We start from the raw sequence: 12,570 nt of genomic DNA on the forward strand, positions 1-12,570 counted from the left end.
GGCGGAGGCCGCCCCGGCGGCGCCCACGCAGACGGCCGCCGCTCTCGTACGGGGCTGGGGCCCGAGCAGGGGGAGGACGGCGGCCAGTACGGCGGCGCGGGCCGCCGCCACTCCGCCGTCGGCGGCGAGGCCCGGGGCGCCGGGCACCTCGTGGATCCCGGGGGCGTCCCCGGCGGGACCGGCGCTGTCCCACAGGACGGCACGGCAGCCGGTCTTGCCGAGGTCCACAGCCACTGCTGATGTCATCCAACACGCCTTCGTGTCTGCGGGATCCGGCGCGTCGGACGGTCACGGACGGCCACAGGGCCGGTGATCGGCGCGGATCGCGGTCCAGCGAGTATCAGAAGGCCGCCCTCCACATGTCAATAAGTAACCTCACGCAACCGAACCCGTAACTTTTTGACGCGCCGCCCGGGCGTGCTTACGCTGTGGCCATCCGCTGAGGAGGCAACGGCCCATGGCCCGTACGAAGTCGACCCGCGCACCGGTGGCGCAGGACGCGTCACCCGCCGCGATACTCGCGCGCATCCGCACGTCACTGCCGTCCCTCGCGCCTTCCGAGGGTCGGGTGGCCGACGCTGTGCTGGCCGACCCGGCGCAGGCGGCGGAGCTGTCCATCAGCGCGCTGGCCCGGCGGGCCGACACCTCGGTCGCCACGGTCATGCGCTTCTCCCGGGCCATCGGGCTCCCCAACTACCCCCAGTTGCGCCTGGCTCTGGCCGCGGCCGCGGCCCACGAGCACGCCCTCGGCGGCGAACGCCGGGTGCCGGCCGGCGACATCAGCCCGACCGACACGCTGAGCGAGATCGTCGGCAAGGTCGTCTACAACGAGGTCCGCGCCCTGGAGGACTCCGGGGCCGGGCTGGACATCGGCGTGCTGGAGCGTGCGGTGGACGCGGTGGCGGGGGCCCGGCGGATCGACGTCTTCGGTGTCGGCGCCAGCGCGTTCGTCGGCCAGGACCTGCACCAGAAACTGCACCGCATCGGCCACATGGCGTTCATCTGGACCGACCGGCACGCCGCGCTCACCGCCACCGCGCTGCTCGGGCCCGGTGACGTCGCCGTGGCCATATCCCACTCCGGGGAGACGGAGGACACCGTCGAGCCGCTCCAGGCGGCCGCCGAGCGGGGCGCCACCACCATCGCCCTCACCAACTTCGCGCGTTCCAGTCTGGCGCGGAGCGCGGACCTCGTGCTCACGACCCGCGCCCGGGACGCGCCCTTCCGGTCCGGCGCGACCGTCAGCCGCATCGCCCAACTCGCCGTCGTGGACTGCCTGTTCGTCGGTGTCGCGCAGCGTTCCTTCGACGCCACGACCGCGGCGCTGCACAAGACCTACGGGGCCGTCCAGCGTCACCGGCGCCCGCAGCAGGGCCGCCGCACGCCGCCCGCCGAGTGATCGGACGGCCTCTGCGGTGGTCCTGGCGTTGATCGTCGCGGGGCTGGGCCGGCCGTGCCGATCGTCCTGAAGAGGTGAGGTGACGGCTCACGTGCCGCCCGCCGCCGTGGACGGCTGCGGCACCGGGCCGCCCTCGCCTCCCGCCGCCTGGCACTCGAAGTCGTAGAGCAGGCAGCTCGCCTCCGGCGTCGGCACCGCGGGCCGGCCGGTGGGGCGGGCGGACGGTCCCGAAGCGGGCCCGGGCATCGGTGCGCGGGACGGTCCGGGCTGCGGGGCGGCACGGCCTGCGGCACCGCCGGACGTGAACGCCACGACCCCGGCGGCGACGAGGACGGCGAGGACGCCGACGGCGGCGGTGACGATACGCGGAAAGGGCGCGGGGGCGCTCATGAGGCGGGGTTCCTTCCGGACGGGAGCGGCCTAACGCCGCCCGCCGCCGCGCGGTCACGCCCGCGTCAACCTCGCGTGCGCCGCCGCCCGGCTCTTCACCTGATGGAGCGGCAGAAGTGGAGAACGGGAGAGGCGTCGTGGAGGAGGGAAGCGGTCCGCTGGTGCCGGGCCGCGGTCCTGCCCGCCCGGCGCCCGGCGGCACGCCGGTTCACTCGGGCGGCCCGACCAGTCCCGTCTCGTAGGCGGTGATCACGAGCTGCACCCTGTCCCGGGCGCCCAGCTTGGTGAACAGCCGTGACACGTGCGACTTGGCCGTGGCCACGGTGATGAAGAGGTCCTGCGCGATCTCGGTGTTGGACCGGCCGCGGCCGACCAGGGTCAGCACCTCCCGTTCCCGTTCGGTCAGGCCCTCGACCGCACGGGCGGGGCGCCGCGGCGCGGCGGCGGGGCGGTCGGCGAAGTCCGCGATCAGACGGCGCGTCACGCTCGGTGCGATCAGTGCGTCGCCCGCCGCGACCACGCGGATCGCCGCGAGGATGTCGTCGAGCGCCATGTCCTTGACCAGGAAGCCGCTGGCACCGGCCCGCAGGGAACCGTAGACGTACTCGTCCTCGTCGAACGTGGTGAGGACGAGCACGCGGGTCGTCCCGGCGCCGGCGGTGATGCGGCGCGTGGCCTCGATGCCGTCCATGCCGGGCATGCGGATGTCCATCACCACGACGTCGGGCGCGAGGTCGACGGCCAGCCGGACCGCCTCGGCGCCGGTGGCGGCCTCCCCGGCGATCTCCAGGTCGGGGTGGTCGGCCACGAGCACGCGCAGTCCCGACCGCACCAGCGGCTGGTCGTCGGCGAGCACGATGCGGACGGTCACGGGGCCGCCGCCCGGACCGCGGCGGGTTCGGGCAGCGGCAGCCGGGCCGCCACCCGGAAGCCGCCCTCGGGGCGCGGCCCGGCGCTGAGCCGGCCGTGCAGCAGGCCGACCCGCTCGCGCATGCCGACGAGACCGAAGCCGTGCGCCGGACCGTCCCCGGCGGCGCCGCGCCCGTCGTCCACGATCTCCACGGACAGCTCCTCGTCCCCGTAGTCGACGCTCACCCGGCAGTTCCCGGTGCCCGCGTGGCGGACCACGTTGGTCAGCGCCTCCTGGACGATACGGTAGGCGGACAGGTCGATGTCGGCGGGCAGGGGCCGCCGTTCGCCGCTGCGGCGCACCTCGACGCGCACGCCCGCGTCCGCGGTCGCCGCCGCCAGCTGTTCGAGGTCGTCGAGTCCGGGTGAGGGTGCGAGCGCCGCCCTTCCCGGCGCCGCCCCGCCCGGGCCGGCCGGGTCGGCCCGGCGGAGCGCCACCAGGGTGCGCCGCAGGCCCGACAGGGTCTCCCTGCTGGTGGTCTCGATGGCGCGCAGCGCTTCGCGGGCCGCCGCGGGCTGCGTCTGGATGACCCGGCTTCCGACCCCGGCCTGGATGGTGATGATGCCGATGCTGTGCGCGACCATGTCGTGCAACTCGCGGGCGATACGCAGCCGTTCGGCCGTCACGGCCTCGGCCACCTCCTGCCTGCGCAGCGCCACCGCGTGTGTGCGGCGCTCGCGCACCAGCAGACCGACCATGCAGGACGCGGCCAGGGCCAGCAGGGCGATCACGCCGTCGGCGAGCAGGTCGTTGCCGTGCGCATAGCCGCTGACCAGGGCGGCCTCCATGAGGAAGGTCACGGTTACGGCGGTGGTCGACGCACGCCTGGTGCGGGTGGCGACGATGACCGCCAGGACGAGGTCGACCGCGAGGAAGGACAGGAACCGGGCCTGGAACGCCACGTCGTAGCTCGCCCGCAGGGAGCCGGCGGGGCCCGCCAGCACGGCGAAGGACCCCAGGAGCGTCAGGGCCAGGGCGAGCGACGGCATGCGGCGGACCGTGCCGGCGAGCAGGGTCGCGGCGAGCAGTGCCCCGACGGCGTGGGCGACGTCCGAGGGATGTGTCGCCCCTGCCACGAGCAGGGTCATCAGGAGGAAGTACAGCACTGCGCCCGCCCAGGCCATGGCCTTCGAACCGGTCATCCGGCGGTGCGTCCCCTCGGCGGGCAGAGCGCGGCGCGCGGGGCCGCCGTGCGGTGCGGGGCACGCGGACGGCGGCGTGGTCGGTGTGGCGTCCATGCCGTCAGGCTAGCCAGGCGCCGACGCGGCGGCATCGGCCCGGGGACGTACGCCCGGGGGTTGAAGAACGCCGGGGCCGTGTCGCAGGAATCGGGGACGTGCGGCCGGAGCGTGTTCAGTGTGCGGCCAGCCTGCTCAGCGTCCGGGCCGAGGGGGAGCCGGGGTCGGCGGTGATCAGGACGACCTCCTGGTCGTCGTCGGGGACGAGGAGGACATCGCAGTTCAGGCGCAGCCGGCCCGCCGTCGGGTGGTCGAGGACCTTGGTGCGGTGGCCCGGGGCGTGCACCGGACGCGTCTCCCACAGGTGACGGAACTCCTCGCTGTCCGCGTGGAGTTCGGCCAGCAGGGCGGCGAGCCGCGGATCGTGCGGGTAGCGGTCGGCGGCCCGGCGCAGGCGGGCGACCACGATGTGTCCGAACTCCTCCTTGCCGGAGGATTCGCGCGCCGGTCCCCCGGCGAGGAACCGGCGGCGGGCCAGGTTCACCGTGCCCGTGGCGAGGTCGCCGCCCAGCAGGGCCTGGGCCAGCGGGTTCCAGGCGACGACGCCGTAGGTCGCGTCGGTGACGATCGCGCCGGTGTCCGGCAGGCGCCGGAGCATCCGGGCCACGTGCGGGCGCACGCGCCGTACGGCGCCGGTGGCGGGCGGCGGCGCGCTCGTGCCGGCCAGGCGGAACAGGTGGTTGCGTTCGGCCGGTGCGAGGCGGAGGGCCCGTCCCAGCCCGTCGAGGATGCGGGGCGACGGGCGGGGGCCGCGGGCCTGTTCGAGCCGCGTGTAGTAGTCGACGGACATGTGGGCCAGCTCCGCCACCTCTTCGCGGCGCAGCCCCGGGGTGCGGCGCGGGAGCCCGGCGGGCAGGCCCAGCTCGTGCGGGCGCAGGGCCGCGCGGCGCTCCCGCAGGAAGCGGGCCAGTTCCTGTCGCGCCATGACCGCTCCTCCCGCTCGCCCGGTACAGCCTGGTACAGGTTGCCCCTGGCACGGCGGATGCCGCCGGGGGACCGTGGCTGTCATGAACGATCGCACAGCACTGGTCACCGGTGCCAACAAGGGCATCGGACAGCAGATCGCCCGGCTGCTCGTGGCGGAGGGTTTCGCCGTCCACGTGGGTTCCCGCGACGCCGGGCGCGGGCGGCGGGCCGTCGAGGAGATGGGGGGCGCGGCGCGGCTGCTGGTCCTCGACGTGACGGACCCGGACAGCATCGCCGCCGCCGCGGGAGAGGTGGACCGCCTCGACGTACTGGTCAACAACGCGGGCATCTCGCCCTCACTGGCCCAGCCGACCGAGACCGGCACGGAGGAGTTCCGGCGTACGTACGAGGCCAACGTGTTCGGGGTCGCCGCGGTCACCAACGCCTTCCTGCCCGCCCTGCGCCGCTCCCCGCACCCCCGGATCGTCAACGTGTCCAGCGGGACCGGGTCACTGACCTGGAGCACGAACCCGAACCCCCAGTTCGCCCCGGGCAGCGGCGGCGCGGCTGCCTACCGGTCGTCGAAGACCGCCCTCAACGCCCTCACCGTCCTGTACGCCCAGACGCTGGCCGGGGAGGGTTTCAAGGTCAACGCGCTCGCCCCCGGCCTGCGGGCCACCGACCTCAACGCCCGTGCGGCCGCGGCCGGCGGGGATCCGGAGGAGGCCGCGCGGGGTGCCGTACGGCTGGCGCTCCTGCCGGACGACGGGCCGACCGGCGCGTTCTTCTCCTGGGACGGAACGCCCGTGCCGTGGTGACCAGCTGGTGGTCACCACGGCACGGGCGGGTCCGGTACGCGATCCCGCGGGCGTGACCGGGCCGGGCCCCCTCGGCTCGGGCGGGGCAGGGGGCCGTACCCGGCCGGTCCCGGTTCAGGCGCGCGGTGCGCTACGGGTCACTTGACGCAGCCGGGAGCCGGGAACGCGGTCGTGGTGGCGGGGTGGCCGCCGCCCTCCATGTTGGTGACGAGCTTGGGCGCCGGGCCGTCGGGGTCGACGATGCGGGCGAGGAACCCGGCGCTCTCGGGCAGGGCGGGGTGGCTGCGGTCGACGACGCCGGCGAACCGGGTGTGGTCGTCGGCGTCCTCGAAGAAGGCCCGCGGGCCGGCCGGGCCGTTGCTGAGCACGGCGAGGGTTCCGGCGCCGATGGACGCCTCGTGGACGATCGTGCAGCCCCGCGCGTCGGGCGAGCCGGCCTTGGGGAGCGCGTAGGTCTTGGTGGTGCCCTTGTCGCTGTGGACCTGCAGCGCGGGGGCGGAGCCGCCCACGCCGGTCAGCTTCAGCGACAGGTTGCCCTGCTTGGCCGTGAGGTGGCCGCGGTCCAGTTCGGTCAGGACACGGGACATGTAGGCGTCACCGGGCTTCCAGTTCGCCGAGACCGCGCGGATCCACGCCTCGGGGCCGCCCGCCTTAGGGTCGTTGCGCAGGACGGCGACCAGGTTCGGGCCGATGGAGACGGCCTTGCCCGCGTAGCGGGCGCCCGGGTCGGTGCTGACGGCGGCGTGGGCGGTTCGGCCGGCAGCCGCGGCGGAGGCGGCCGGGAGGGCGGCGGTGGCGCCGAGGGCGGCGGCGAGGGCGGCGGCGGCGGCGAGGACGGAACGGCGCGCGGACACGGTGGGCATGAAAGTGGCTCCTGGAGACGCAGACGGAGACGCAGACGGAGACGCAGAGGTCGAAGGACTTCATGCCGCTTCTCACCGGTCGGTGTCCGGTGGTCGGTGAGGGTGGGGGGCGGCGACACATGAAGCATAGGCAGCCTGCTTCGACGGTTTGTCGCCCGAACTGTCACGGGAGTGCGACAGGAAACGGAATGAGGGCTTCGCCGTAACCGGATCACCCGGATCACATCGGTGACCAGCGGCTCCCCCCGCGCCCCGTACCCCCGGCCCCCAGTGTCCCGTCTCCCCCAACGCCCCCAGCGCCTCGGCCCCCTCGGATCCCTCAGCGCCCACGGATCCCTCAGCGCCCTCAGCACCCTCGGCGCCCTTGTCTGCCGCCCGTCGCTCTTGTCTGCCGCCCGTCGCTACCGCTCGGCGCGCCAGGTGCCGCTGCGGAGGCCGGACGCGGTGAGGTCCCAGTCCAGGCGCAGGACGGCCAGGTCGTCGGTGTGCCGGTCGGCGTTGAGGGTGCGGGTGCGGGCGATGAGCTGGTCGAGGTGGGTGCCGGGGTCGGGGGCCTGGAGAGTGTCGATGATGCCCAGCAGACCCTCGACGCCGAGCCGTTCGTCGGTGCTGTCGGCGAAGCCCTCGATGAGCCCGTCGGTGTAGGCGACGAGCGCTCCGCGGGCGGGCAGCGCGAGGGTGGTGGCGGCCCACTTGCCCACTCCGGGCGCGATGCCGAGGGCGATGCCGTGGGCGGCGGTCACCTGCCGGGTGCCCTCGTCCGTGACGAGGAGGGGTTCGTGGTGGCCGGCCAGGTGCAGGGTGACGGTGCCGGCGTCCGCGTCCAGGGTGATGAGGGTGCAGGTGGCGAACAGGTCGCTGCCGGTGCGTTCGGCGATGTGGATCTGTTCCAGCAGGTGGAGCAGGTGCTGGTCGCGGTGGCCGCCGAGGGTCAGGGCGCGCCAGGCTATGCGCAGGCAGACGCCGAGCGCGGCGGCGTCGGGGCCGTGGCCGCTGACGTCCCCGATGATCGCGTGGACCTGCCCGTCGTCGGTCTGGACGACGTCGAGGAAGTCTCCTCCGAGCAGGGCCTGGGCGCGGCCCGGGTAGTAGCGGGAGGACGCGGTGACGGCGGTGGAGGACAGCAGGGGTTCGGGCAGCAGCCCGCGTTCCAGGCGGGCGTTCTCCTCGGCGCGCAGGCGTCCGATCTGGAGGGCGGCGTTGGCGCGCTCGGCCTGCTTTCGCTGGATGGCGTAGCGGACGGCGCGCTGCATCAGGTCGGGGTCGACCTTGCCCTTGACGAGGTAGTCCTGGGCACCGGCGGCGAGGGCGTCGACGCCGGCGCGGGGTTCGTCCAGTCCGGTCAGGACGATGATGGCGGCCCGGGTGTCCGCCTCGACCGCGTGGACCGTCTCCACTCCGGTCGCGTCGGGCAGGTGCAGATCGAGCAGGACGCAGTCGGCGGGGCGCGTGGCGAGCGCGGCGCGTGCTTCGGCGGCGGTGCGGCAGCGTGTGAGGGTGTACGACAGGTCGGTGTCGTAGAGGAGTTCCTCGACCAGGAGGGCGTCGCCGTCGTCGTCCTCCACGAGGACGATGCTGAACCGGTCCGCGCGGCCCGTGGCTCGGTCGGTCACGGCTGCGTCCCTCTCTCCTCGGACGCGGTCCCGGCCTCCGACTCGGCCCCGGAAGCGGCCCCCGCCCCGGATGCGGCCCCGGGCTCGGGCTCGGCAACGGCCTCGGTCTCGCTCTCGCTCTCGCTCTCGGCGACCGGGAGGGTGAAGACGACGCGGGTGCCCAGCTTGTAGGCGGGGTCGATCCCGATGCTCCCGCCGTGGAACTCCACGACCTTCTTGCACATCGCCAGGCCGATGCCGGTGCCCGGGTAGGCGTCCTTGGTGTGGAGGCGCTGGAAGATGATGAAGACCTTCTCCTGGAACTCGGGAGCGATGCCTATGCCGTTGTCGCTGACGGCGAACTCCCAGGTGTCGCCGTCCCGCGCGGCGCTGATGTGGATGTGCGGCGTGTGGTCGGGGCTGCGGAACTTGATGGCGTTGGACAGCAGGTTCTGCCAGAGCGTGCCCAGTTGGGTGGGGTCGCCGACGACGGTGGGCAGGGGGTCGTGCGTGATCTCGGCGCCGGTCTCCTCGACGGTCACGCTGAGGTCGTCGAGCGTCCTGCCCACGATCTCCTCCAGGTCGACGGACCGGTGGTCGTTGTGCACCCGCCCGACCCGCGAGAAGGCCAGCAGGTCGTTGATGAGGTTCTGCATGCGGTTGGCGCCGTCCACGGCGAACGCGATGTACTGGTCGGCCCGGTCGTCCAGCTGCCCTCCGTAACGGCGTTGCAGCAGCTGTGTGAAGCTGGACACCTTGCGCAGCGGTTCCTGCAGGTCGTGCGAGGCGACGTAGGCGAACTGCTCCAGTTCGGTGTTCGACCGCTTCAGGTCCTCCGCCTGTTCGTCGACCAGCCGGCGGGCCTCCTCGCTGACCTGGAGTTCCTCCACGAGGCGGCGGCGCATGGACTCCACGTCCGCGGCGAGCCGGCGCAGGTCGGCGGGTCCGGTGCCGGTGAAGGAGAGGTCGAAACGGCCCCGCGCGACGTCACGGGCGTCCGCGCCCAGTCGGCCGAGCGGGCCGGTGATGCCGCGGCGCAGCCCCTCGAAGACGAGGACGGCGAGCAGCACGATGAGGACGGCGATGACGGCGAACATCCAGTTGCGCAGCGTCTGCGCCTGCCGGAGCTGCCGGGCCTGAGCCGCCCGTTCGCCGTCCAGATGGGCCTGCTGACCGGCCATCGCGCGCCGCAGCGAGTCGAACGAGGTCTTACCCTCGGCCGCCCGGTCCGTGGCGAGTTTCACCGCGTCCGCGGCGGAGGCGCTCGAAACGGGGTCGGCGATGCGCCGCTGCCAGGTCCCGGCCAGTTTCTCGACCTCGGCCAGGTCGGCGGCGGCCCGCGGGTCGCCCTGGACCAGGGGCCGCAGGCGTCCCAGCGCCGTCTTCTCGTCACGCACGCCCTGGGCGTACGGCTGGAGGAAGTCCGCGCGGCCCGACAGGCCGTACCCCCGCACCCCGGTCTCCTGGTTGACGAGTGCCTGTTCCACGCGCATGGCCTGGATCAGGGCGGGGGAACGCCGGTCGACCAGGTCGGCCGTGATCTGCGACGTGCGCCACATGGCCCAGCCCCCCAGCGACCCCAGCACCGCCAGGACGATCGACGCGGTGGCGACCCCTGTCCGCAGCCAGCGCCGGGTGGTCCAGCCGGCGAACGCACCTCCGGTGTCGGTCGGCTTGCTTCGCATCCCGGTTCGCGTCTCTCCCTAGGTCGTCCCGGCCCCGGTCAGGCGCACGGCAAGCTCACTGTACCCAGGGTCCGACAACGTATGTTGTCCCAGGGGAGATCAACGCCGTAGCCTGGGCCCATGCCCGGTTCCGTCCCCCCTCCCCAGCCCTCCGGAGAGACGGTCGCGCTGGTGAACCGGATGGTGGACGAACTCGCCCGGCATCTGGCACCGGACACCGTCGCCCCGCCGGCCGAGCCCCTCGACGCGGCCCAGTCCCGCAGCCGGGCGCTCGAACGGCTGCGGGTGCTGAGCGGCGTCAAGGAGGCCGTCCGGCGTCTGGAGGACCAGGCGGCGCTCACCGCGGCCGCCAGCGGAGCCGGTTATCCCGAGATCGGCCGGGCCGTCAGCATCAGCCGGCAAGGAGCCCGGCGCCGCTGGCCCGGGCTGATCACCACCAGCGCACATCCTGTCCACCGTCCTACACCCCGGAGCTCGTGAATCATGGCTGCCGCCGCAACCCGCCCCTACGACGTGCTGCTGGTCGAGGACGACGTCGCCGACGCGATGCTCATCCAGGACGCCCTCGCCGAGCGAGGCACCCGCAACCTCACCCAGGTCCCCGACGGCATCGCCGCCCTGGACTACCTGCGCGACCCGGGCAACGAACGCCCCGATCTGATCGTGCTCGACCTCAACATGCCGCGGATGAACGGCCGGGAGTTCCTGGCCGTCGTCAAGGAGGACGCCGACCTGCGGACGATCCCCGTCGTCGTCCTCACGACGTCCGCGGCGCCCGACGACGTCACCGGCGCCTACCACCACCACGCCAACGCCTACGTCACCAAGCCAGTGAACCTGGAGGAGTTCGAGGCGGCGGTCCGCAGTATCGACGCCTTCTACCTGGACATCGCCGTCAAGCCCCCGAAGGAGTAGGCGGGGAGCACAGGAGCGCGGCCGTCGGTCCGGTCACAGGTCCCGGCGGTACGCCGCCGGCCTGACGCCCACATGGGTCAGGAACGCCGAGGACAGGCTCCCGGGACCGGAGAAGCCGCAGCGTTCGGCGATCTGCGCGACGGTGAGGCCGGTGCCGGCCAGCAGCAGCCGCGCTCGTTCGATCCGCAGCCCGGTGAGGTACCGGTGCGGTGTCTGACCTGTGGCTTCGCGGAAGACGCGGACGAAGTGGTAGACGCTCAGGTGCACTTCGCCGGCGATGTCGGCGAGGGTCAGCGGATCGGCGAGGCGCTCGTGCATGATCGCGACGCCTTCGCGGACGGCCCTGTGCTCGGGTCCCGGGACCCGGTGGTCCCGGCCGCGCGCCAGCAGATGCGTCACGAGGAAGGCGGCGGCCGACTCCGCGTACAGGTCACCGGCGTGCGCGGCGGCCGGCAGCGCGCGCACGACCTGTTCGACGACCTCGTCCCCCGCTGACAGCGAGGCGCGGATCGCGGCGAAGTCGGGGGCAGGGCCGCCCAGGTGTGCCGCGGCCCGCTCGACCGCGGCCCGCGGTATGTGCACCTGGACGCTCCGCATCGCCGAGACCGCACGGTAACTGCGGGTGGTGGGGCGGCCGGGGACCATCAGCTCCAGGCGACCTGGGGCCCAGCGGCGCCGGACCGCTCGCCCGCCGCCGGTGCCGTCGCCGTCGCGCACCCGCATCACCGCCTCCCCGCCGACGGCCAGCACGAGGTGCAGGTCAGCCACTCCCGGGAGTTCGAAGGAATCCGCTTCCCGGGCGTGGGTGAAGCACTGGACCAGCATCGACCGCCATCCCCCCGGTGTGCCAGCTGCAATGGGTGCGCCGTACGAAGCCGCCGGTGTCGAGATCCGCGTACGGCGCCAGGTCGAGGTCGGGCGAGTCGAACACCCGGCCAGCCTATGTCCGGACGGACCACGGACCACGACCGCACGCACCATCACCGCACGGACCACGACCGCACGCACCACGACCGCACGCACCACGACCGCACGCACCACGACCGCACGCACCACGGCCGTACGGACCACGGTGACGGCCCGGTGTCCGGTCGGCGTCCGGTCGCAGTCCGGCCGCCGGGCCGTCACCGGGCCGCCAACGGGCCGGGTCTCACCGCGCGGCCACGAAGACCTGCGCGGCGGTCCGCGTGGGGAGTTCGGCGATCTCCCGGCCGCTGCCGACCGCCACGCCCGCGGGCGAGGACGTCACGCGCACGACCGCGCCGGGTCGCACCCCGGCCTGCCACAGAGTGCGCAGCAGCCGGGGGTCGCTCTGGACCGGCTCCCCGATCCGCCGTACGACCGCGTTCGCGCCGCCGGGCCCCGGTGCGAGCGCGCTGAGACTGACCACCCGCTCGCCGGGAACCGGCTCGGCGGCGGCGCCGCGCGCGTCGCCGAGCTCTTCCAGGCCGGGGATGGGGTTGCCGTAGGGCGACGTCGCCGGGTGCCGCAGCAGCCGCACGAGGTGCCGTTCGACGGCCTCGCTCATCACGTGCTCCCAGCGGCAGGCTTCGGCGTGGACCTGCTCCCACTCCAGCCCGATCACGTCGACGAGCAGGCATTCGGCGAGCCGGTGCTTGCGCATCACCCGCGTGGCGATCCGCCGGCCCTGCTCCGTCAGGTCCAGGTGCCGGTCGCCCGCGACGCGCAGCAGGCCGTCGCGTTCCATGCGGGCGACGGTCTGGCTGACGGTGGGGCCGCTCTGGTCCAGGCGCTCGGCGATGCGGGCGCGCAGCGGCACCACGCCCTCTTCCTCCAGCTCCAGGACGGTGCGGAGATACATCTCCGTGGTGTCGATGAGGTGCGACATGCGGT

At 73.9% G+C, this 12,570-nt stretch carries 13 protein-coding genes and 1 pseudogene; 4 read left to right on the top strand and 10 right to left on the bottom strand.

The window, feature by feature from the left end; all coding sequences use genetic code 11:
- Nucleotides 1-246: pseudogene (locus ACFC02_RS29720) on the bottom strand (ATPase); the annotation flags it as partial.
- A gap of 211 nt (nucleotides 247-457) precedes the next feature.
- Here ACFC02_RS29720 and ACFC02_RS29725 point away from each other — a divergent pair.
- The gene (locus ACFC02_RS29725; RefSeq protein ID WP_376363793.1) at nucleotides 458-1,399 is read left to right on the top strand and encodes a MurR/RpiR family transcriptional regulator; all 942 of its coding nucleotides are present in this window, start codon (nucleotides 458-460) and stop codon (nucleotides 1,397-1,399) included.
- Nucleotides 1,400-1,486: 87 nt separating this feature from the next.
- On the opposite strand, the gene ACFC02_RS29730 is transcribed toward ACFC02_RS29725, so the two are convergent.
- The 4 genes from ACFC02_RS29730 to ACFC02_RS29745 all read right to left on the bottom strand — a co-directional run bounded on the left by ACFC02_RS29730 (nucleotide 1,487) and on the right by ACFC02_RS29745 (nucleotide 4,862).
- Complete coding sequence (locus tag ACFC02_RS29730; protein ID WP_376363796.1) at nucleotides 1,487-1,789, bottom strand: hypothetical protein; 303 nt, start codon at nucleotides 1,787-1,789, stop codon at nucleotides 1,487-1,489.
- A gap of 208 nt (nucleotides 1,790-1,997) precedes the next feature.
- Nucleotides 1,998-2,660 (bottom strand): response regulator, encoded by a 663-nt coding sequence (locus tag ACFC02_RS29735; protein ID WP_376363799.1) that lies wholly within the window; start codon nucleotides 2,658-2,660, stop codon nucleotides 1,998-2,000.
- Nucleotides 2,657-3,937 carry a sensor histidine kinase gene (locus ACFC02_RS29740; protein WP_376363802.1) on the bottom strand — a complete coding sequence of 427 codons (1,281 nt, stop codon included), beginning with the start codon at nucleotides 3,935-3,937 and terminating at the stop codon, nucleotides 2,657-2,659. The genes ACFC02_RS29735 and ACFC02_RS29740 overlap by 4 nt, the downstream gene beginning before the upstream one ends.
- Nucleotides 3,938-4,052: 115 nt before the next feature.
- A complete protein-coding gene (locus ACFC02_RS29745; RefSeq protein WP_376363805.1) occupies nucleotides 4,053-4,862 on the bottom strand; it encodes a helix-turn-helix transcriptional regulator in 810 nt (269 codons plus the stop codon).
- A gap of 82 nt (nucleotides 4,863-4,944) precedes the next feature.
- Here ACFC02_RS29745 and ACFC02_RS29750 point away from each other — a divergent pair, with 82 nt between their 5' ends.
- Entirely contained in the window at nucleotides 4,945-5,661 is a 717-nt protein-coding gene (locus tag ACFC02_RS29750; protein WP_376363808.1) for an SDR family oxidoreductase, read from the top strand.
- A gap of 137 nt (nucleotides 5,662-5,798) precedes the next feature.
- Here the strand turns inward: ACFC02_RS29750 and ACFC02_RS29755 are convergent, their stop codons facing one another.
- The 3 genes from ACFC02_RS29755 to ACFC02_RS29765 form a co-directional block, all read right to left on the bottom strand.
- Nucleotides 5,799-6,524 carry a hypothetical protein gene (locus ACFC02_RS29755; protein WP_376363811.1) on the bottom strand — a complete coding sequence of 242 codons (726 nt, stop codon included), beginning with the start codon at nucleotides 6,522-6,524 and terminating at the stop codon, nucleotides 5,799-5,801.
- A gap of 401 nt (nucleotides 6,525-6,925) precedes the next feature.
- Nucleotides 6,926-8,137 (bottom strand): PP2C family protein-serine/threonine phosphatase, encoded by a 1,212-nt coding sequence (locus tag ACFC02_RS29760; RefSeq protein ID WP_376363814.1) that lies wholly within the window; start codon nucleotides 8,135-8,137, stop codon nucleotides 6,926-6,928.
- Complete coding sequence (locus tag ACFC02_RS29765) at nucleotides 8,134-9,801, bottom strand: ATP-binding protein (protein WP_376363818.1); 1,668 nt, start codon at nucleotides 9,799-9,801, stop codon at nucleotides 8,134-8,136. Before ACFC02_RS29765 ends, ACFC02_RS29760 begins: the two co-directional genes overlap by 4 nt.
- Before the next feature lie 120 nt (nucleotides 9,802-9,921).
- Between ACFC02_RS29765 and ACFC02_RS29770 the strand changes: the two genes are divergently transcribed.
- Both ACFC02_RS29770 and ACFC02_RS29775 read left to right on the top strand, forming a co-directional pair.
- Nucleotides 9,922-10,281 carry a hypothetical protein gene (locus ACFC02_RS29770; RefSeq protein ID WP_376363821.1) on the top strand — a complete coding sequence of 120 codons (360 nt, stop codon included), beginning with the start codon at nucleotides 9,922-9,924 and terminating at the stop codon, nucleotides 10,279-10,281.
- Nucleotides 10,282-10,284: 3 nt separating this feature from the next.
- Nucleotides 10,285-10,716: a response regulator gene (locus ACFC02_RS29775; RefSeq protein WP_360968031.1), complete on the top strand. Its 432-nt coding sequence runs from the start codon at nucleotides 10,285-10,287 to the stop codon at nucleotides 10,714-10,716.
- A gap of 33 nt (nucleotides 10,717-10,749) precedes the next feature.
- Here the strand turns inward: ACFC02_RS29775 and ACFC02_RS29780 are convergent, their stop codons facing one another.
- Together ACFC02_RS29780 and ACFC02_RS29785 are read right to left on the bottom strand one after the other, a co-directional pair.
- Nucleotides 10,750-11,541: a helix-turn-helix domain-containing protein gene (locus tag ACFC02_RS29780; RefSeq protein WP_376363825.1), complete on the bottom strand. Its 792-nt coding sequence runs from the start codon at nucleotides 11,539-11,541 to the stop codon at nucleotides 10,750-10,752.
- A gap of 325 nt (nucleotides 11,542-11,866) precedes the next feature.
- On the bottom strand, nucleotides 11,867-12,565 hold the full coding sequence (locus ACFC02_RS29785; protein WP_376363828.1) for a metal-dependent transcriptional regulator: 699 nt from the start codon (nucleotides 12,563-12,565) through the stop codon (nucleotides 11,867-11,869).
- Nucleotides 12,566-12,570: the final 5 nt, after the last annotated feature.

Source organism: Streptomyces sp. NPDC056160 (assembly GCF_042268205.1).
GTDB lineage: Bacteria > Actinomycetota > Actinomycetes > Streptomycetales > Streptomycetaceae > Streptomyces.

Excerpts from the sequence above, each read along its gene's own strand:
- ACFC02_RS29725 (WP_376363793.1), top strand. The coding sequence starts at position 458 with ATGGCCCGTACGAAGTCGACCCGCGCACCGGTGGCGCAGGACGCGTCA.
- ACFC02_RS29730 (WP_376363796.1), bottom strand. The coding sequence starts at position 1,789 with ATGAGCGCCCCCGCGCCCTTTCCGCGTATCGTCACCGCCGCCGTCGGC.
- ACFC02_RS29740 (WP_376363802.1), bottom strand. The coding sequence starts at position 3,937 with ATGGACGCCACACCGACCACGCCGCCGTCCGCGTGCCCCGCACCGCAC.
- ACFC02_RS29745 (WP_376363805.1), bottom strand. The coding sequence starts at position 4,862 with ATGGCGCGACAGGAACTGGCCCGCTTCCTGCGGGAGCGCCGCGCGGCC.
- ACFC02_RS29750 (WP_376363808.1), top strand. The coding sequence starts at position 4,945 with ATGAACGATCGCACAGCACTGGTCACCGGTGCCAACAAGGGCATCGGA.
- ACFC02_RS29755 (WP_376363811.1), bottom strand. The coding sequence starts at position 6,524 with ATGCCCACCGTGTCCGCGCGCCGTTCCGTCCTCGCCGCCGCCGCCGCC.
- ACFC02_RS29765 (WP_376363818.1), bottom strand. The coding sequence starts at position 9,801 with ATGCGAAGCAAGCCGACCGACACCGGAGGTGCGTTCGCCGGCTGGACC.
- ACFC02_RS29770 (WP_376363821.1), top strand. The coding sequence starts at position 9,922 with ATGCCCGGTTCCGTCCCCCCTCCCCAGCCCTCCGGAGAGACGGTCGCG.
- ACFC02_RS29775 (WP_360968031.1), top strand. The coding sequence starts at position 10,285 with ATGGCTGCCGCCGCAACCCGCCCCTACGACGTGCTGCTGGTCGAGGAC.
- ACFC02_RS29780 (WP_376363825.1), bottom strand. The coding sequence starts at position 11,541 with ATGCTGGTCCAGTGCTTCACCCACGCCCGGGAAGCGGATTCCTTCGAA.
- ACFC02_RS29785 (WP_376363828.1), bottom strand. The coding sequence starts at position 12,565 with ATGTCGCACCTCATCGACACCACGGAGATGTATCTCCGCACCGTCCTG.